The organism is Streptomyces sp. NPDC032721, assembly GCF_055579625.1.
This window is the reverse complement of the sequence record NZ_JBVIMX010000012.1, coordinates 252,375-270,368: the sequence shown is the minus strand read 5'-3', so window position 1 is coordinate 270,368 and position 17,994 is coordinate 252,375. Positions and strand designations below refer to the sequence as shown.

Annotated in this window: 17 protein-coding genes; 10 read left to right on the top strand and 7 right to left on the bottom strand. The window is 71.1% G+C overall.

Annotated elements, in window-relative coordinates:
- Positions 1 to 21 precede the first annotated feature (21 nt).
- Positions 22 to 603, top strand: a complete 582-nt coding sequence (locus ACZ5PB_RS25945; protein WP_468694116.1) for a hypothetical protein — start codon at positions 22 to 24, stop codon at positions 601 to 603.
- Between the two features lie 133 nt (positions 604 to 736).
- On the opposite strand, the gene ACZ5PB_RS25940 is transcribed toward ACZ5PB_RS25945, so the two are convergent.
- The 4 genes from ACZ5PB_RS25940 to ACZ5PB_RS25925 all read right to left on the bottom strand — a co-directional run bounded on the left by ACZ5PB_RS25940 (position 737) and on the right by ACZ5PB_RS25925 (position 5,074).
- On the bottom strand, positions 737 to 1,864 hold the full coding sequence (locus ACZ5PB_RS25940; protein WP_468694115.1) for a GuaB3 family IMP dehydrogenase-related protein: 1,128 nt from the start codon (positions 1,862 to 1,864) through the stop codon (positions 737 to 739).
- Between the two features lie 106 nt (positions 1,865 to 1,970).
- Entirely contained in the window at positions 1,971 to 3,476 is a 1,506-nt protein-coding gene (gene guaB, locus ACZ5PB_RS25935) for an IMP dehydrogenase (protein ID WP_468694114.1), read from the bottom strand.
- 144 nt (positions 3,477 to 3,620) lie between these two features.
- Positions 3,621 to 4,208, bottom strand: a complete 588-nt coding sequence (locus tag ACZ5PB_RS25930) for a sigma-70 family RNA polymerase sigma factor (protein WP_468694113.1) — start codon at positions 4,206 to 4,208, stop codon at positions 3,621 to 3,623.
- Between the two features lie 254 nt (positions 4,209 to 4,462).
- Positions 4,463 to 5,074: a response regulator transcription factor gene (locus tag ACZ5PB_RS25925; protein ID WP_003948568.1), complete on the bottom strand. Its 612-nt coding sequence runs from the start codon at positions 5,072 to 5,074 to the stop codon at positions 4,463 to 4,465.
- Positions 5,075 to 5,404: 330 nt separating this feature from the next.
- Here ACZ5PB_RS25925 and ACZ5PB_RS25920 point away from each other — a divergent pair, with 330 nt between their 5' ends.
- Positions 5,405 to 5,806 (top strand): WhiB family transcriptional regulator, encoded by a 402-nt coding sequence (locus tag ACZ5PB_RS25920; protein ID WP_468694112.1) that lies wholly within the window; start codon positions 5,405 to 5,407, stop codon positions 5,804 to 5,806.
- Positions 5,807 to 5,870: 64 nt separating this feature from the next.
- Here the strand turns inward: ACZ5PB_RS25920 and ACZ5PB_RS25915 are convergent, their stop codons facing one another.
- The gene (locus ACZ5PB_RS25915; RefSeq protein ID WP_468694111.1) at positions 5,871 to 6,767 is read right to left on the bottom strand and encodes a LysR family transcriptional regulator; all 897 of its coding nucleotides are present in this window, start codon (positions 6,765 to 6,767) and stop codon (positions 5,871 to 5,873) included.
- Between the two features lie 82 nt (positions 6,768 to 6,849).
- On the opposite strand from ACZ5PB_RS25915, the gene ACZ5PB_RS25910 reads away from it, so the two are divergent.
- From ACZ5PB_RS25910 to ACZ5PB_RS25900, 3 genes are all read left to right on the top strand, one after another.
- Entirely contained in the window at positions 6,850 to 7,524 is a 675-nt protein-coding gene (locus ACZ5PB_RS25910) for an MOSC domain-containing protein (RefSeq protein WP_468694110.1), read from the top strand.
- A gap of 122 nt (positions 7,525 to 7,646) precedes the next feature.
- Positions 7,647 to 7,883: a hypothetical protein gene (locus ACZ5PB_RS25905; protein WP_468694109.1), complete on the top strand. Its 237-nt coding sequence runs from the start codon at positions 7,647 to 7,649 to the stop codon at positions 7,881 to 7,883.
- Positions 7,884 to 7,893: 10 nt separating this feature from the next.
- Positions 7,894 to 8,667 carry an SDR family NAD(P)-dependent oxidoreductase gene (locus ACZ5PB_RS25900; RefSeq protein WP_468694108.1) on the top strand — a complete coding sequence of 258 codons (774 nt, stop codon included), beginning with the start codon at positions 7,894 to 7,896 and terminating at the stop codon, positions 8,665 to 8,667.
- Between the two features lie 40 nt (positions 8,668 to 8,707).
- On the opposite strand, the gene ACZ5PB_RS25895 is transcribed toward ACZ5PB_RS25900, so the two are convergent.
- Together ACZ5PB_RS25895 and ACZ5PB_RS25890 are read right to left on the bottom strand one after the other, a co-directional pair.
- Positions 8,708 to 10,282, bottom strand: a complete 1,575-nt coding sequence (locus tag ACZ5PB_RS25895) for a right-handed parallel beta-helix repeat-containing protein (RefSeq protein WP_468694107.1) — start codon at positions 10,280 to 10,282, stop codon at positions 8,708 to 8,710.
- Complete coding sequence (locus ACZ5PB_RS25890) at positions 10,279 to 12,111, bottom strand: DUF2264 domain-containing protein (protein WP_468694106.1); 1,833 nt, start codon at positions 12,109 to 12,111, stop codon at positions 10,279 to 10,281. The genes ACZ5PB_RS25895 and ACZ5PB_RS25890 overlap by 4 nt, the downstream gene beginning before the upstream one ends.
- Positions 12,112 to 12,298: 187 nt before the next feature.
- On the opposite strand from ACZ5PB_RS25890, the gene ACZ5PB_RS25885 reads away from it, so the two are divergent.
- From ACZ5PB_RS25885 to ACZ5PB_RS25865, 5 genes are all read left to right on the top strand, one after another.
- Positions 12,299 to 13,411 (top strand): LacI family DNA-binding transcriptional regulator, encoded by a 1,113-nt coding sequence (locus ACZ5PB_RS25885; protein WP_468694105.1) that lies wholly within the window; start codon positions 12,299 to 12,301, stop codon positions 13,409 to 13,411.
- Between the two features lie 154 nt (positions 13,412 to 13,565).
- Positions 13,566 to 14,888 (top strand): ABC transporter substrate-binding protein, encoded by a 1,323-nt coding sequence (locus tag ACZ5PB_RS25880; RefSeq protein WP_468694104.1) that lies wholly within the window; start codon positions 13,566 to 13,568, stop codon positions 14,886 to 14,888.
- 8 nt (positions 14,889 to 14,896) lie between these two features.
- Positions 14,897 to 15,934 carry a carbohydrate ABC transporter permease gene (locus ACZ5PB_RS25875; protein ID WP_468694103.1) on the top strand — a complete coding sequence of 346 codons (1,038 nt, stop codon included), beginning with the start codon at positions 14,897 to 14,899 and terminating at the stop codon, positions 15,932 to 15,934.
- Positions 15,931 to 16,848 carry a carbohydrate ABC transporter permease gene (locus ACZ5PB_RS25870; RefSeq protein WP_468694102.1) on the top strand — a complete coding sequence of 306 codons (918 nt, stop codon included), beginning with the start codon at positions 15,931 to 15,933 and terminating at the stop codon, positions 16,846 to 16,848. The genes ACZ5PB_RS25875 and ACZ5PB_RS25870 overlap by 4 nt, the downstream gene beginning before the upstream one ends.
- 50 nt (positions 16,849 to 16,898) lie before the next feature.
- Positions 16,899 to 17,924 carry a hydroxyacid dehydrogenase gene (locus tag ACZ5PB_RS25865; RefSeq protein ID WP_468694101.1) on the top strand — a complete coding sequence of 342 codons (1,026 nt, stop codon included), beginning with the start codon at positions 16,899 to 16,901 and terminating at the stop codon, positions 17,922 to 17,924.
- The last annotated feature ends 70 nt before the right edge of the window (positions 17,925 to 17,994 follow it).

The following is a 17,994-nucleotide window of genomic DNA, read 5'->3' as shown; positions in this document are numbered from 1 at the left end:
GCTCCCAGGGGGGAACCACCCATGTCTTTCTCCAACCAGCCGCCCCAGCAGCCCGGCGGCAACCCGTACGCCCAGCAGCCGCAGGGCTACCCGCAGGGCCAGCCGGGCCAGTTCCCCCAGCAGCCGGGGCAGTTCCCGCAGCAGGGCCAGTTCCCGCAGCAGCCGGGCCAGTTCGGCGGGTTCCCGCCGCAGCCCGCACCGCGGCGCGGCAACGTCGGCGCCGGTGTGCTGATCGCCTTCGTGGTCGCGCTCGTCGCGGGCGGCATCTACGGCGCCGTCATAGGCATGCTGGAGGCCGAGGTGGGTTACGCGGCCGTCGGCGTCGGCTTCCTCACTGGTCTGGCCGCGGGCAAGCTCGGCGGCCGCAACCCGGCGATCATGGTCGCCGCCTCGGTCTTCTCGCTGATCGGCGTGTACGTCGGCCAGATGCTCGGCATGGCGATCCTGGTGAACAAGGCCCTGGGCGCCGGCGTCATGTCGATGCTCACCGAGCACTTCGACCTGCTCCACGAGGGCTGGACGAAGGAACTGGACCCGCTGACCTTCCTCTTCTTCGCCCTCGCCGTGGTCGGCGCCGTCGCGGGCGCCAAGAAGGCCGCGTAAGGCGCGACAAGGCCCGGCAGGCCCCGCCAGGGCCACGGAGACAGGGCCACGGAGAGGGGCCCCGCACCGATCACCCGGTGCGGGGCCCCTCTTCGTACGTACCTCTTCGCACCTTTTCGCAAGGTGCGACGGATCAGCGGCGGTGCTGCGAGTCCGCGACCGTCACCTCGACGCGCTGGAACTCCTTGAGCTCGCTGTAGCCCGTGGTGGCCATCGAACGGCGCAGGGCGCCGAAGAGGTTCATCGAGCCGTCCGGGATGTGCGCCGGGCCCGTGAGGATCTCCTCGGTGGTGCCGACGACGCCCAGGTTCATGCGCTTGCCGCGCGGCACGTCCTCGTGGACGGCCTCCATGCCCCAGTGGTGGCCCTGGCCGGGCGCGTCCGTGGCACGGGCCAGCGGGGAGCCCATCATGACCGCGTCCGCACCGCAGGCGACGGCCTTGGGCAGGTCGCCGGACCAGCCCACGCCGCCGTCGGCGATGACGTGCACGTACCGGCCGCCGGACTCGTCCATGTAGTCGCGGCGGGCGGCGGCCACGTCCGCGACGGCGGTCGCCATCGGGACCTGGATGCCCAGCACGTTGCGGGTGGTGTGCGCGGCGCCGCCGCCGAAGCCCACCAGCACACCGGCCGCGCCGGTACGCATCAGGTGCAGGGCCGCGGTGTACGTGGCGCAGCCGCCGACGATGACCGGGACGTCCAGCTCGTAGATGAACTGCTTGAGGTTGAGCGGCTCGGCCGCGCCGGAGACGTGCTCGGCGGAGACGGTGGTGCCGCGGATCACGAAGATGTCCACGCCCGCGTCCACGACGGCCTTGGAGAACTCGGCGGTGCGCTGCGGGGAGAGCGCGGCGGCGGTGACCACGCCCGAGTCGCGCACCTCCTTGATGCGCTGCCCGATCAGCTCGGCCTTGATCGGCTCGGCGTAGATCTCCTGGAGGCGGCGGGTGGCCTCGCCCTCGTCGTCCAGCCCGCGGATCTCTTCGAGGAGCGGCTCGGGGTTCTCGTACCGCGTCCACAGGCCTTCGAGGTTCAGTACGCCCAGGCCGCCGAGCTGCCCGATGCGGATGGCGGTCTCCGGGGAGACGACCGAGTCCATGGGGGCGGCCAGGAACGGCAGCTCGAAGCGGTAGGCGTCGATCTGCCAGGCGATCGAGACCTCCTTCGGGTCCCGCGTACGCCGGCTCGGCACGATGGCGATGTCGTCGAACGCGTACGCCCTGCGGCCGCGCTTGCCGCGCCCGATCTCGATCTCAGTCACGTTGTGTGGCCTTTCCCTCTTGGTCTGCCGTTCCAGTATCCCCGACACGCACGCGAGGGGCGGTCCCGGTGACTCCGGGACCGCCCCTGCCAGTCGCTTCGGGCTGTTACTTCCTGCTGTAGTTCGGCGCCTCGACCGTCATCTGGATGTCGTGCGGGTGGCTCTCCTTGAGACCCGCCGAGGTGATCCGGACGAACCTGCCGTTGTCCTGGAGGTCCGGCACGGTGCGGCCGCCGACGTAGAACATCGACTGGCGCAGACCGCCGACCAGCTGGTGCACGACCGCCGAGACCGGGCCCCGGTAGGGCACCTGGCCCTCGATGCCCTCGGGCACGAGCTTGTCGTCGGTGCGCACGCCCTCCTGGAAGTACCGGTCCTTGGAGTACGACTTGTTCTCGCCGCGCGTCTGCATGGCGCCCAGCGAGCCCATGCCCCGGTACGACTTGAACTGCTTGCCGTTGATGAAGAGCAGCTCGCCCGGGGACTCCTCGCAGCCCGCGAGCAGCGAGCCGAGCATCACGGTGTCGGCACCGGCGACGAGCGCCTTGGCGATGTCACCGGAGTACTGCAGGCCGCCGTCGCCGATGACCGGGACGCCGGCCGCCTTGGCCGCGAGGGAGGCCTCGTAGATGGCCGTGACCTGCGGGACGCCGATGCCGGCGACGACGCGGGTGGTGCAGATGGAGCCCGGGCCCACGCCGACCTTGATGCCGTCGACACCGGCGTCGATGAGCGCCTGGGCGCCGTCGCGGGTGGCGATGTTGCCGCCGATGACGTCGACGCCGGAAGAGTTCGACTTGATCTTGGCGACCATGTCGCCGACCAGCCGCGAGTGGCCGTGCGCGGTGTCGACGACGATGAAGTCGACGCCCGCCTCGATCAGGCCCTGGGCGCGCTCGAAGGCGTCGCCCGCGACTCCGACGGCCGCGCCGACGAGGAGACGGCCCTCGGCGTCCTTGGCCGCGTTCGGGTACTTCTCGGCCTTGACGAAGTCCTTGACCGTGATGAGGCCCTTGAGGATGCCGGCGCCGTCGACCAGCGGCAGCTTCTCGATCTTGTGGCGGCGCAGCAGCTCGACCGCGTCCACGGCGGAGATGCCGACCTTGCCGGTGACCAGCGGCATCGGCGTCATGACCTCGCGCACCTGACGGCTGCGGTCGGTCTCGAAGGCCATGTCGCGGTTGGTGACGATGCCCAGCAGCTTGCCCGCCGGGTCGGTGACCGGGACGCCGCTGATACGGAACTTGGCGCACAGCTGGTTGGCCTCGGCCAGCGTCGCGTCCGGGTGGACGGTGATCGGGTCGGTCACCATGCCGGACTCGGAGCGCTTGACCAGGTCGACCTGGTTGGCCTGGTCGGCGATGGAGAGGTTGCGGTGCAGCACACCGACGCCGCCCTGCCGGGCCATCGCGATGGCCATCCGGGACTCGGTGACCTTGTCCATGGCCGCGGACAGCAGGGGGATGTTCACCCGTACGTTCCGCGAGATCAGGGAGGAGGTGTCGATCTGGTCGGGTGCCATGTCGGACGCGCCGGGAAGCAGCAGCACGTCGTCGTAGGTCAGCCCGAGCGTCGCGAATTTCTCCGGCACTCCATCGACGTTCGCAGTCATGACACCTTCCCAAATGGTCTTGCCCGGCGCGGATGTCCATGCTAACGGGAACCGGAGGTGTCGGATTCCACGATCATGACAAGCGGCTGAGTTCGTACGAATCTCCGGCACGCCTTCCCTGCGCGCGCGGCAGCTGTGGGGGACCTACTGCTCGGCGAGGGCGCGCAGCCGGCTCAGTGCCCTGTGCTGTGCAACGCGCACGGCCCCCGGGGACATTCCGAGCTTCTGGCCGGTCTCCTCGGCGGTCAGCCCCACGGCGACGCGCAGCACCAGCAGCTCGCGCTGGTGCTCGGGGAGGTTGGCCAGAAGTTTCTTCGCCCAGGCCGCGTCGCTGCTGAGCAGCGCGCGCTCCTCGGGGCCCAGTGAGTCGTCGGGCCGCTCCGGCATCTCGTCGGAGGGCACGGCGGTCGATCCGGGGTGGCGCATCGCGGCGCGCTGGAGGTCGGCGACCTTGTGCGCGGCGATGGCGAAGACGAAGGCCTCGAAGGGCCTGCCGGTGTCCTTGTAGCGGGGCAGTGCCATCAGCACCGCGACGCAGACCTCCTGGGCCAGGTCCTCCACGAAGTGACGAGCATCACCGGGCAACCGGGACAGTCGTGACCTGCAATAGCGCAGGGCCAGGGGGTGGACGTGGGCGAGCAGGTCGTGAGTGGCCTGCTCGTCACCCTCGACAGCGAGGTGCACCAGGGCACCGACAACCCCCTGGGCCGCCACTGTCTCGTCGTCGCGCATCGGTCCATGGTGCCTTGACGTTCCGGCATCCGCGCCGCCGCGCCCGTAGTTGTGCACTGAAGCGTTATGAGCAGGTACGCCAGGCCTCATCTCCCGCGCCCTCCCCTTCCGCTCGACCGATCCGTTCCCGAGGAACCCCATCCCTCAAGGATGCGGCATCGGCCGCCGAACCGGGATCGGGCGTCCTGCACCCCGTCCGCACGAGGCGGACGGGGGACCTTCTCACGCGTGGTGGTTCACACCGGGCACGGGTCCTAGCGGACCAGGCCCCAGCGGAACCCGAGCGCCACCGCGTGGGCCCGGTCCGAGGCGCCGAGCTTCTTGAACAGCCTCCTGGCGTGCGTCTTCACCGTGTCCTCGGAGAGGAAGAGCTCGCGGCCGATCTCCGCGTTGGAGCGGCCGTGACTCATCCCCTCCAGCACCTGGATCTCGCGCGCGGTGAGCGTGGGAGCGGCGCCCATCTCGGCCGACCGCAGCCGGCGCGGGGCGAGCCGCCAGGTCGGGTCGGCGAGTGCCTGGGTGACGGTCGCGCGCAGCTCGGCGCGGGACGCGTCCTTGTGCAGGTAGCCGCGGGCTCCTGCGGCGACCGCGAGCGCGACCCCGTCGAGGTCCTCCGCGACCGTGAGCATGATGATCCGGGCGCCGGGGTCGGCCGACAGCAGACGCCGGACCGTCTCGACACCGCCGAGACCGGGCATCCGTACGTCCATCAGAATCAGGTCCGAACGGTCGGCGCCCCAGCGGCGGAGGACTTCCTCGCCGTTGGCGGCCGTCGTCACGCGCTCGACGCCGGGCACGGTCGCGACCGCGCGGCGAAGCGCTTCTCGGGCAAGCGGGGAGTCGTCGCAGACGAGGACGGATGTCATGACCGACCTCCGCCGCTCGCACAGCTGATGCGCGTCACCTTGGGCCTCCAGGCTGAATACAAGTCGTCACCTGTGCGGTTGACGCTCTCGGACACCTGCCCGATCGCTCTTTCCTTCAACCGCCTCAGCCAACTCAACGACGGTCACTCGAAAGAGTTACGGCCCAGGAATCGGACTCTCGTGGCCTTAGTGCCCCATTTAGTCGGTTTTCTTCCTTTTTGCTGGTGTCTAGGGCTAGATTCCCAATGAGTCATATTTTCATCTACTCACACCGTAGATGTACGGGCTCGCTCAAGTTTCCGCCTCAGCACAGACGCAAGGGGACAACCAATGGCAGATTTCTCCCGCCTTCCCGGACCCAACGCCGACCTGTGGGACTGGCAGCTGCTGGCCGCCTGCCGCGGAGTCGACAGCTCGTTGTTCTTCCACCCGGAGGGCGAGCGCGGGGCCGCGAGGAGCGCACGTGAGAACTCGGCGAAGGAGGTCTGCATGAGGTGCCCGGTGCGCGCGCAGTGCGCGGCGCACGCGCTCCAGGTACGCGAGCCGTACGGAGTGTGGGGCGGCCTCACCGAGGACGAGCGCGAGGAGCTGATGGGCCGGGCCAGGCACCGTCTGGTCCCGGCGGGCTCGGCAGCGGCGGCAGCGGCCGCGAAGAAGACCTCCGGGCCGGGACACACACCGCTGAAGGGCGGCGGCGCGGGGCATTCGCGCCGCGTCACCCTGGTGAAGTAACCGCCGGATCAAACCTCCGAAGGAACGTTTCTGCACCAGGAGCACCCGCCCGGCGGGCGCCCGCTCAGCGGGTCGCCGCCAGGGCGAGCTGGTCGAGGGTGGCCGCCACGGCGGGCACCTGGGCCAGGTCCGGCAGGGTGAGCGCGACGATCTCGCGCTGCACGGCGGGCTCGACGGCGACGGTGCGCACGGACTTGTGCCGTACGGACTCCATGGCCAGCGCGGGCAGCACGGCGACGCCCAGCCCCGCGCCGACCAGGCCGATCACGGCCGGGTAGTCGTCGGTGGCGAAGTCGATCCGGGGGGCGAAGCCGGCGCTCTCGCAGACCTCGACCAGTTGCCTGCGGCAGCGCGGGCAGCCCGCGATCCAGGGCTCCTCGGCGAGCTCGCCGATGCCCACGGTGCCGGCCCCGTCGAGCCGGTGGCCCTCGGGGACCAGGCCGACCAGGCGGTCCGTGAGCAGCGGGCGTACGACCAGGTCGGTCCAGTCCTCGGTGGCGCCGCCGGGCCCGTAGCGGAAGGCGAGGGCCACGTCGCAGTCGCCCTCGCGGAGCATCTCCACCGAGCGCGGCGGCTCCGCGTCGACGAGCGAGACGCGGGTGCCGGGGTGGGCGGCGCGCAGGGCGGCGAGCGCGGTGGGGACCAGGGTGGAGGAGCCGGAGGGGAAGGAGACCAGGCGCACCCGGCCGGCCCGCAGGCCCGCGATGGCGGCGACCTCCTCCTCGGCGGCGGTGAGTCCGGCGAGGATGCCCGCCGCGTGCCGCACCAGGGCCTCCCCTGCCTGGGTCAGGCGCATTTCGCGGCCGGTGCGGATGAGCAGCGGAGTGCCCGCCGACTGCTCCAGCGCCTTCATCTGCTGGCTGACGGCCGGCTGGGTGCAGCCGAGCTCGCGGGCGGCGGCGGAGAAGGAGCCGGTGGAGGCGACCGCGCGCAGGACGCGGAGGTGGCGGGCTTCGATCATGGAACCGAGTATAAGGCTGACTTGGATCAGCGGGCCAATTATTGGCGGCGGCTTTGAGCTGGACTGGGCTAGCGTTCCGGCCATGGAACTACTCAGTGTGAATACGGGGCGGGCGACGGCCAGCGAGCACACCTCGTACCCGGGCAAGGTGACCGGCTCGGGCAAGCGGCCCGTGGAGGGGCCGGTGCGGGTGTCGGAGCCGGGGCCGAAGGGGACGGGCGGCAGCGGGGTCGCCGGGGACGACGTGTGCGACCTGCGGCATCACGGCGGGACCTACCAGGCGGTCTACGCGTACGCGCGCGAGGATCTGGACGCCTGGGAGAAGGAGCTCGGACGGCCGTTGCGCAACGGGGAGTTCGGGGAGAACTTCACCACCGGGGGCCTGGACGTCAACGGTGCCCGGATCGGCGAGCGCTGGCGGGTGGGCCCGGAGCTGCTGCTCGAAGTGTGCAGTGTGCGCATCCCGTGCCGTACGTTCGCGGGCGCGGTCGGCGAGAAGGGGTGGGTGAAGCGGTTCACCGAGGCGGGTGTCCCGGGGGCGTACCTCAGGGTCGTCGAGCCGGGTTCCGTACGGGCCGGGGACGCGATCGAGGTGGTGCACCGGCCGGAGCACGAGGTGACGGTGAGCACCTTCTTCCGGGCGTACCTCAAGGAGAACGCGCTGCTGCCGAAGCTGCTGGAGGCGGGGGACGCGCTGGCGCCCGAGACGCGCGCCCATGTCCTCAAGTACCTGGAGAGGCAGGCCGGGCAGGCCTGACGAGGGGGCGGTACGGCTCGCGCCGTGGGTGAGAACCCCGAGGTGCTGCGGGGGCCGGTTCGGGGGCGGCCGAGGGGCCGTCCCCGATGTGCCGGGACGGGCCCCGGCACGAGGGTCGGGGCATGTCCCGATTCAAGCGCGTCCTCATCGTTCTCGGCTCGGCCGCGGTGGTGTTCGCCGTCGCGGTGGGCGGCCTGTTCGTGTCGCTGTGGACCGGCGCGGAGGTCAGCACCGCCGGGAAGACGGAGTTCCGCAATCGGTTGAAGGTGCCGCCGCTCGCGAAGTCCGTCGTGGAGAAGGGCCGGCGGGCCGGGGCGAGGGTCGGCGGCGGGGCGTCGGGCGATCATGCCGGGCACTAACGTGGGCCGCATGACGACTGCACTGATCACAGGAGCGACCGCGGGCATCGGCTCCGCCTTCGCGCGGCGGCTGGCCTCCGACGGGCACAACCTGGTGCTGGTGGCGCGCAACACCGCGCGGCTGAGGGAGCAGGCGACGGAGCTGCACGACAAGCACGGGGTCGAGGCGGAGGTGCTCTCCGCGGACCTGGCGACGGAGGACGGCATCGCCGCGGTCGAGGCACGGCTCGCGGACCGCACCCATCCGGTGGACCTGCTGGTGAACAACGCCGGCTTCGGCAACAAGGGCGAGTTCCTCGACGTACCGATGGAGGACGAGCTGGCGATGCTGAAGGTGCACTGCGAGGCGGTGCTGCGGCTGACGTCGGCGGCGGTGTCCGGGATGAAGGCGCGGGGGCGCGGCGGGGTCGTCAACGTCGCCTCGGTGGCCGCCTTCGTGCCGCGCGGGACGTACGGGGCGAGCAAGGCGTGGGTGGTGCAGTTCACCCAGGGCGTCGCGAAGGACATGGCGGGGAGCGGGGTGCGGCTGATGGCGCTGTGCCCGGGGTTCGTACGGACCGAGTTCCACGAGCGGGCCGGGATGGGGACGGACAACATCCCGTCGTGGATGTGGCTGGACGCGGACAAGCTGGTGGCCGAGGCGCTGAAGGACCTGGCGCGGGGCAAGTCGCTGTCGATCCCGGACCCGCGCTACAAGGCGCTGATGGGTGTGGTGAAGGTGGCGCCTCGCGGCCTGCTCGGGGGGATCACTTCCCGGACAGGCCGCAAGTACGGGCCTCAGTAGACGCCTCGGCAGCTGCGGGAGCCGCTTCGGCAGCTGCGGGTCAGCGGCCGCTTCCCGCGTAGGCGCCCAGGTTCGGGGCGCCGGCCGGGATGCGGTTGCCGAAGTAGTCCTTGCCGCCGTTGCCGGGGATGGGCACGCCCGCGCCGAGGGCCGGTGAGCCCTTGCCGAGGCGGAAGTCGGGGCGGACCTTCGGGTCGGTGGTGATGCCGCCGGGGTTGGGGCGGGTCATCGGGACTCCGTAGAAGGCGTTGTGGTCGAAGGCCAGTCCTGCGGTGGGGTTCTTGAAGGCGTAGCCGCCGGTGCCGATCCCGACGAACACGTTGTTGCGGAGGGTCAGTTCGTGCTGGGTGGTCTCGGGCTTGGTGGCGTCGTCCTGCACGAGGAAATTGGGCACCTTGGCGCGGTTGACGAAAGTGTTGTTGTAGATCTGGGTGTTCAGGATGGGGCCCCAGCAGTTCTGGATGAGGCGTTCGCCGTCGTCCTCGCTGATGTTGTAGCGGACGGTGGTGTCGACGGTCTTCGCGCCGCTGTACGGGCAGATCAGCAGGAAGCCGCCCATGTTGTCGTGGCTGTAGTTGTACTGGAACGTGGTGCGCCGGGAGGCGCCGTCGGCATCGAAGGACATGCCGTCGCGGGTGCCGCCGCCGCCCGAGACCTCGTTGTACTGGACGAGGGTGTCGTCGGTGTTGAAGGTCCACAGGCCCGCGTTGGCTTCCTTGGAGCGGAGCTGGAAGCCGTCGATCCGGTTGTGCTCGACGACCGCGCCCGCCGTGGTGTCGAGCTTGATGCCGTCGCCCGCCATGGACTTCAGGGTGTTGTGGTGGACGTGCACGCGGGTGGAGGGGGTCCACTCGCCGGGGTAGGCGGCCGGGTCCTGCTGGTTGCCGACCAGGTCGCGCTTGGAGTACGTCGATTTGAAGTAGATGCCCTCGCGGTCGACGTCCTCGATGCGGTTGTGGTGGATGTTCAGTCCGTCGTACTTGCTGGCCTTGGCGGTGCCCTCGACGGCGATGTGCAGGGCGCTGGAGCCGGTGAGCTTCTTGGCGTCGCCGCCGCGTACGTCGTGGATGTAGAGGTTGCTGATCTCGAAGTTGCTGGCGGTGCCGTAGTCGGTGAGGCGGAGGCGGACGCCGTTGCGCTCGGAGTTGGTGTTGGGGATGGTCGCGTTGGTGATTTCGAGGTTGTTGAGCTTGATGTGCTGGGTGTTGCTGAGGAGTACGACGTCGTGGGCGCCGTTGCCCGCCAGCTTGGCGCGGTTCTTGGCGCGGCCGTAGTCGGAGATGGTGAAGGGGGCGGTGGCCGATCCGGCGCCCTTGGGTTCCAGGGAACCTTCGCAGGTGGCCCCGCGTTGGAAGAGCAGGCGGTCGCCGGGGCCGAAGGTGTGGGCGTTGGCTTCGGCGAGGGTGGTCCAGGGGGCGGTGCGGGTACCGGAGTTGGGGGTGGAGCCGGGGGTGGAGGTGGAGCCGGGGGTGGCGGAGCAGTCGACGTAGTAGGCGGTGCCCGGGGACTTGGCGGCGGGCGCGATGTCGGCGCGGGCGGCGCCCTGGGTGAGGGCGGCCAGTCCGGCGGTGGCGGTCAGCGCGGCGAGCGTGGCGAGGGTCGGGCGGTGTCTCACAGTTCCTCCGGGGTGAGGCGGAGCAGGGTGGTGGTGCCGTTCTGCCAGGTCACGCGGACTTCGGCGCCGGGTGACCGGACGTGTGTGGCGACCGTGGCCAGCTCGGCCACGGGGGCCGGGTCCGGGTCGGCCGTGAGGGAGGCGAGGGCGACGAAGAGGGATGCGGCTGCGTCGTCCGTGGTACGTCCGTGGAGGGCGAGCGCGGTGGCCGAAGGGCCGAACTGGGTCGGGCCGCACGGGAGTTGTGCCGGGCTGCCGTCGTAGCCGTGGGCCGGGTGGAGCTGGGCGGCGGGCCCGTCGGGGGTGGTGGCCCAGCCGGTCTGGCGTACCGGGGTGCCCGGTGGGGCGCCGACGACCAGGTGGGCGCGGACCTCCGTGCGGCCGGAGGCGGCGGTGGCGGACACGACGCGGATGCCGGGAGCCGGGGTGTGCTCGGAGGCCGCCCAGTCGGGGCCCTGGCCGAGCGGCCGGGCGGGGCCGCGCCTGGTCTCCGTACCGTCGAGGAGGAGGGAGAAGTGGTTGTCGGGGGTTTCGTGGGCGGGGCCGGTGCGGGTGGAGTAGGCGAAGCGGGCGTAGCCGGGGTCCTCGTCGGGGCCGACGTGGTTGCTGCCGTGGTTGTGCAGGCGGACCAGGCCGTCCGAGGCGGTGGACTGGACAAGGAAGTTGGGCGGGCCGACCGGGGTGACGGCGTCTGCCGTCTCGGCGGGGAGGGGTTCTTCGGGGGCCGTCCAGGCGGGGTGGCCGGCGGGGAGCAGCAGGCCGAGGAAGCCCTTGGAGGCCCAGTACGGGGAGCCGGGGCCGGAGTAGTTCTGGATGACCGGGTTGTACGGGCCGTACCAGCCGAGGGTGAGCAGGCCTTCGGCGTCGGTGGCGCCGCGGTCGAGGAAGTGGCGCAGGGTTCCCGAGGCGAGGCGGCGGGTGGCGCCCAGGGTGAGCGGGGTGTGGCCGGTGAGGGCGCCGAGCCAGGGGGCGGCCGCCGCGGCGAAGCGGTAGGTGAGGGAGCGGCCGTAGGGCATGGGGGCGCCGTTGGTGTCGAACAGGCGGGTGGCGGTGGTGAGTTGTTCGTGCAGGCGGGGGCCGTAGCGGGCCAGTTGCTCCTTGCCCGCGTCGCCGCTGAGGTGGGCGTGCAGGACGGGATAGAAGTGCATCGCCCAGGCGTTGTAGTGGTCGAAGGAGCGGTTGGGGCCGTCGCTGTACCAGCCGTCGCCGAGGTGCCACTCCTCGATGCGGGCGAGGGCGGTGTCGATGGTGACGGCGGCCCGGTCGGTCTCGATGCCCGCGTCCTGGAGGAATCCCGCGACGGTGAGGCCGAAGAGCCACCAGTTGTTGTTCACCGGGGACGGGCCGAGGGCGGGCAGCAGCCAGTCGACGGTGCGCTGCTGGGTGGCGTCGTCGAGGGTGTCCCAGAGCCAGGGGCGGGTCAGCCGCAGGGACAGGGCGACGGACGCGGACTCGACGACGGCCTGGCGGACGTCGGTCGTACGCGGCCAGGACTCGGGGTCGACGGCGCTCAACTCCCCACTGGGGGTGGGGTGTTCGGTTCCGGCGGCGAGGCCCTCGGCGTAGCGCGGGAGGTGGCCGTGCGGGTCGTCGCCGTGTGCCCCGGCGACCCGGAGCGCGGCAAGCAGGAAGGTACGGGCGTAGCCTTCGAGGCCGTCGGAGCGGGGGCCGGAGACGCTGGGGCGGGGGCCCGGAAGGTGGATCATGCCGTTGCGGGGCGTGCTGTACGGGCGTACGGCGAGCAGGAGCCGGTCGGCCGTGTGCTCCCAGTGGGCGCGGGTCCAGCCGGTGTACGGGCTGAGCTCACGGTCTTCGGGCGGCGTGGGCATGCTGCTCCCTGGGGCGTACGGCTTCGGCGGCGTCGCCGGGAATCATCAACTTCCGCTGATCGAAGGTCAATGGATCGCGTTCGAATGATCGAAACTTCTGTCGTTCGATCACGACTGCTGGTCTAGGGTCGGACCCGGTCGCATCACCGATGCGCACCGCACAGACACGTCCCCGGGGGAGGCAGCCGTGCGCGAGAGCGCAGCGACCCGTCATGACCGACTGCTGGAGCTGGTCCGCCGGCACGGCACCGCACGCGTCTCGGACCTGGCAGGACTGCTCGGGGTCTCCCCCGTGACTGCCCGCCGGGACGTCGAACTGCTCGCGGGCCGGGGCCTGCTGGACCGGGTGCACGGGTCGGTGTCCTGGCCCCAGGCACCCGGAGGAGGGCCGCCGGAGCGGACCGACGGGCTGATACTCGGGCTGCTCGCGCCCTCGGCGACGTACTACTTCGCCGAGGTGATCCGGGGTGCGCACGAGGCGGCGGCGCGGGCCGGGGCGCGGCTGATCCTGCGCATCTCGGACTACCGCCCCGAGGAGGACCACGCGCGCGTGGAGGGACTGCTGGCCGCCGGGGCGCAGGGGCTGCTGGTGGCGCCGGGCTGGCGGCGTCCGCAGGATCCGGCGGAGCACGGGGAGTGGATCGCGCGGCTGCCCGTGCCCGCGGTGCTGCTGGAGCGGCAGCCCGAGCCGGGGACGCCGCCCGACGCGCTGGACCGGGTCTGCTCGGACCACCGGTACGGGGCGCTGCTCGCGGTGCGGCACCTGGTGGGGCTCGGGCACGGGGCGCCGGTGCTGGTGGCGCGGGCGGACAGTCCGACCGCGCTGTCGGTACGGGCCGGGTACGCGGCGGCGCTGGGCTCGCTGGGGCTTGCCGCGCCGCGCGCCGCCATCGACTCCGTACCGGCGGAACTGGACCCGGAGGGGTTCGAGGCGGCGGTGGGGGACCTGCGGGCGGCGGTGGCGGCCGGGGCGACGGCGGCGCTGGTCCACAACGACGTGGACGCCATCCAGATCGTGCAGCGGCTGGCCGAGCTGGGGGTGCGGGTGCCGGACGACCTGGCGGTGGTGGCGTACGACGACGAGGTGGCGGCGCTCGCGGACACCCCGCTCACGGCGGTCGCGCCGCCCAAGCGGGAAGTGGGGCGGCACGCCGCGGAGTTGCTGGTGGAGCGGCTGGGCGGGGAGGGGGTGCCGGAGGCGGCGCGGCGGCATCTGACGCTGCTGCCGAGGCTGCGGGTACGGGCCTCGTGCGGGGCCGCGCCGCACCTTGCGGGCCAGGTGTCCACCACGTCCGGCTGAACGCCTGGCCGAACGCCTGCGCACCATCCAGTTGAACATCCGGCTGATCTGATTTCGATCAATCGATCATTCGCTCTTGACTTCGGTCATGGCTGGTTCCAGGATCGCGGCCATCCCCACACGTCAGTGTCGCCTTCCGTACAGGAGCCGTGCCGTGAGCCGCAGTTGGAACCGTACGACCCATGCCATAGCCGGTGCTGCCACCGCCCTCGTCGTCCTTACGGCGTGCGGCGGCGGTGACGGCGACGCCGCCGCCCCGGGGGCCGACGGCAAGCCCGTCGAGATCACCTTCTGGGGCTGGGCGAAGGGGACGAAGGACGTCGTCGACGCCTTCAACGCCGCGCAGAAGAACATCAAGGTGAAGTTCGAGGAGATCCCGTCCGGCAACGCGGGCGGCTACGCGAAGATCTCCAACGCGGTGAAGGCGGACAACGCCCCCGACCTGGTGTCCATCGAGTACCCGATGCTCCCGGAGTTCGTCAGCCAGGGCTCGGTGCAGGACATCGGCGAGCTGGTCGGCGACGACGTGAAGAAGAAGTTCCTGCCGCAGGCGGTCGAACTGACCACGCTGGGTGGCAAGACGTGGGCGGTGCCCTTCGACGCGGCGCCGCAGGCCTTCTTCTACCGGAAGGACCTGTTCACCAAGTACGGCGTCGCGGTGCCGAAGACCTGGGACGAGTTCCGGGCGGCGGCCGAGAAGGTGAAGAAGGCCGACGCGAAGGCCAGGATCGGGACGTTCTTCCCGGACGACCCGACCACCTTCCAGGCGATGGCCTGGCAGGCGGGCGCCCAGTGGTTCAAGGCCGAGGGCGACACCTGGAAGGTGAACACCACCGACGCCGCGACCGCCAAGGTCTCCGCGTACTGGCAGAAGCTCCTGGACGACGACCTGATCCGCAACAACGCCTCCTTCAGCCCGGAGTGGACCAACTCCCTCAAGAGCGGCGGCACCGTCGGCTACCTCGGCGCGGCCTGGGGCGCGGGCGTGCTGAAGGGCACCCTCGCCGAGCAGGACGGCAAGTGGGCGGTGGCCCCGATGCCGAGCTGGGACGGCAAGGCGGCCAGCGGAATGCTCGGCGGCTCGACCTTCGCGGTGACCAAGAGCAGCAAGAAGGCCAAGGCGGCGGTCGAGTTCGCCCGGTGGATGACGACGACCGAGGCGGGCGTCAAGGCCCGTATCGCGTCCGGCACTTCGAGCGCGTTCCCGGCGGCGACCGAGCTGCGGCCGGTCGCGAAGAAGGCCTTCGACGCGAAGTTCTACGGCGGCCAGGACATCTACAGGGTCTTCGAGGACGCGGGTACGTCGATCAACCCGAACTGGTCGTGGGGCCCGAGCACCGGCACCACCAACAGCATCATCAAGGACCAGTTCGGCAAGGTCTCCGGCGGCGGCACGACCATCGCCGACGCGGTCAAGGCCGGGCACGACGCCACCGTCGCCGAGCTGAAGAAGCGCGGGCTGAAGGTAGAGGGCTGAGCAGCACCATGACCACCACGAAGGCCGGACCCCCGGCCGGCGGCCGGGCCCGCCCGGGCACCGGGGACCGCCCGGGCGCCAAGGGCCGCCCGGCCGCCCGGACCCGCTCGGGCGCCAAAGCCCGCACCAATGCCGCCGCCACCCTCCTCCTGACCCCCTTCTTCGTACTGTTCGTGCTGGTGATGGTGGTGCCGATCGGATACGCGGTCTGGCTCAGCCTCTTCAGCGAGAAGCAGTCGGGGCTGGGCTTCGGCGGGGCCGAGACCGTCTTCAGCGGACTCGGCAACTACACCACCGCACTGGGGGATCCGGCCTTCCGCGAGGGCTTCGCCGTACTCCTCGGGTACTGCCTGCTCTACATCCCGCTGATGATCGGCGGGGCCCTCGCTCTGGCGCTGCTGCTCGACTCGGCACTCGCCAGGGCACGCCGGTTCTTCCAGCTCGCCCTGTTCCTGCCGCACGCGGTGCCCGGCATCATCGCCGCGCTGATCTGGGTGTACCTCTACACGCCCCAGCTCAGCCCGGTGGTCGACGCGATGGAGGCCGGCGGGATCGGCTTCGACTTCTTCTCGCCCTCGGGCGCACTGCCCTCGGTGGTGAACATCGCGCTGTGGGAGTGGCTCGGCTACAACATGGTGATCTTCTACGCCGCACTGCAGGCCGTCGACCGGTCCGTCCTGGAGGCGGCCACGGTGGACGGGGCCGGGGCCTGGCGGACCGCGTTCAGCATCAAGGTGCCGCTGATCAGGGCTTCCGTGGTGATGGTCGCCCTGTTCACGGTGATCGGCTCGCTCCAGCTGTTCACCGAGCCACTGATCCTCAACAAGGGGACGGGCTCCGCCGTCTCCTCCACCTGGACGCCGAACATGTACGCCTACACCGCCGCCTTCGACCGCAACGACTACGGGCTCGCCGCGGCCGCCTCCGTACTCCTGGCCCTGACGGCGGCACTGCTGTCGTTCGTGGTGACGCGGCTGTCGGCGGGACGCAAACCCAAGCAGCAGAAGGCCGCCGCGCGGCAGACCACGAAGGAGAGCACGGTATGACGACGACCGTCTCCCCCGCCGCCGAAGCCACCCCCGGAGGAGTCACTCCCGTCTCCCCCACCGCCCCCTCCGGTCCCGCGAGCCGCTGGCTGTCCCGTACGGCGGTCAACGGCGCACTCGTGCTGGCCACCCTCTACATGCTCTTCCCCCTGGTCTGGCTGCTCACCGCCGCCACCAAGGACGCCGGCGGACTGCTCGCGGGCAACGCGTTCTCCTTCGAGGGCTTCGACCTCGGCGCCAACCTCTCCGCACTGGCCGAGCACGGCGACGGCATCTACTTCCGCTGGTACGCCAACTCCCTCCTGTACGCGGGCGTCGGGGCCGTCCTCAGCTCGCTGGTGAGCGTCGCGGCGGGCTACGCCTTCGACAAGTACGCCTTCCGGGGCAAGGAGAAGCTGTTCTCCACGGTGCTGCTCGGAGTGCTGGTGCCGACCACCGCCCTGGCCCTGCCCATGTACCTCCTCGCCAGCAAGATCGGCCTGGTCAACACCTACTGGTCGGTGCTGCTGCCGGTCCTCGTCCACCCCTTCGGCGTCTATCTCTCCCGGGTCTTCAGCGCGGGCTACATACCCAACGAGGCCCTGGAGGCCGCCCGTATCGACGGCGCGGGCGAGCTGCGGATCTTCGTGTCGATCGGGCTGCCCATGATCATGCCGGGCTTCGTGACCGTCTTCCTCTTCCAGTTCACCGCGATCTGGAACAACTTCTTCCTCCCCCTGGTGATGCTCTCGGACCAGAAGCTCTTCCCGCTGAGCCTGGGCCTGTACTCCTGGAACTCCAACGCCCACGCCGAGCCGACGTACCTCCCGATGGTCGTCACGGGCTCGCTCCTCGCCGTCATCCCCCTGATCGTCGCCTTCGTCTCCCTCCAGCGGCACTGGAAGGCCGGACTCACCGCCGGCAGCGTCAAGTGACGGGCACTTCCTTAGCGCCGAACGACCCGATGAGGAGCCCGAGTTCCACCATGCACCACGCCACTGACAATCGCCCCGCGACCCTGCTCGCGATGGCCCCCGGCATCGCGAAACGCCTGCTCAGCGACGACCAGCGGACCCGCCTCGCCCAGCTCGCCCGCACCGACCCCCACCTGGTCGCCCACGATCTGCACGCCCCCGAGTTCGCGGCGGCACTCGCCGAGGCCGAGGTGCTCCTCACCTGCTGGGGCGCCACCCCGCTCACCCCCGACGTCCTGGCCCGGGCCCCGAAGCTGCGCGCCGTCGTGCACGCGGCCGGATCGGTCAAGCACCACATCACCCCGGCCTGCTGGGAACGCGGCCTCACGGTCAGCTCGGCCGCCGGGGCCAACGCCCTGCCCGTCGCCGAGTACACCCTCGCCGCGATCCTGTTCGCCGGAAAGCACGTCGCCAGGGCCGCCCGCACCTACCGCCGCCTCGACGGCTCCGCCCACGACTGGCGCACCGACCTGCACACCTCCGGCAACTACCGCCGCACCGTCGGCATCGTCGGCGCCTCCCGGATCGGCCGCCGCGTCATCGAGCTGCTGGCCCCCTTCGACGTACACACACTGCTGTACGACCCGTACGTCACCCCGGCCGAAGCGGCCCGCCTGGGCGTCGAGCCGACGGACCTGCTGACGCTGTGCACCCGCAGCACGATCGTCTCCGTGCACGCCCCCCAGCTCCCGGAGACCCGGCACATGATCGGCGCCGCCCAGCTCGCCGCCATGCCGGACGGAGCCACCCTGATCAACACCTCGCGCGGCTCCCTCGTCGACGAGTCCGCGCTGCTCCCGCATCTGGAGTCCGGCAGGCTGGACGCCGTACTCGATGTCACGGACCCCGAGGTCCCGCCGCCCGGCTCGCCGTTTTACACGCTGCCCAACGTGCTGCTCACCCCGCACCTGGCCGGGTCCTTCGGCAACGAGCTGCACCGAATGGCCGACCACGCGCTGGCCGAGCTGGAGCGGTACGCGGCGGGGGTCCCCTTCGCGGAGGCGGTACGTCCGGACGTACTCGGCCACTCGGCGTAGCCCCTGCGTGAAACGCACCGAGGCCCGGCACCCCCGAAGGGGCGCCGGGCCTCGGCGTTCGACCGGCTAC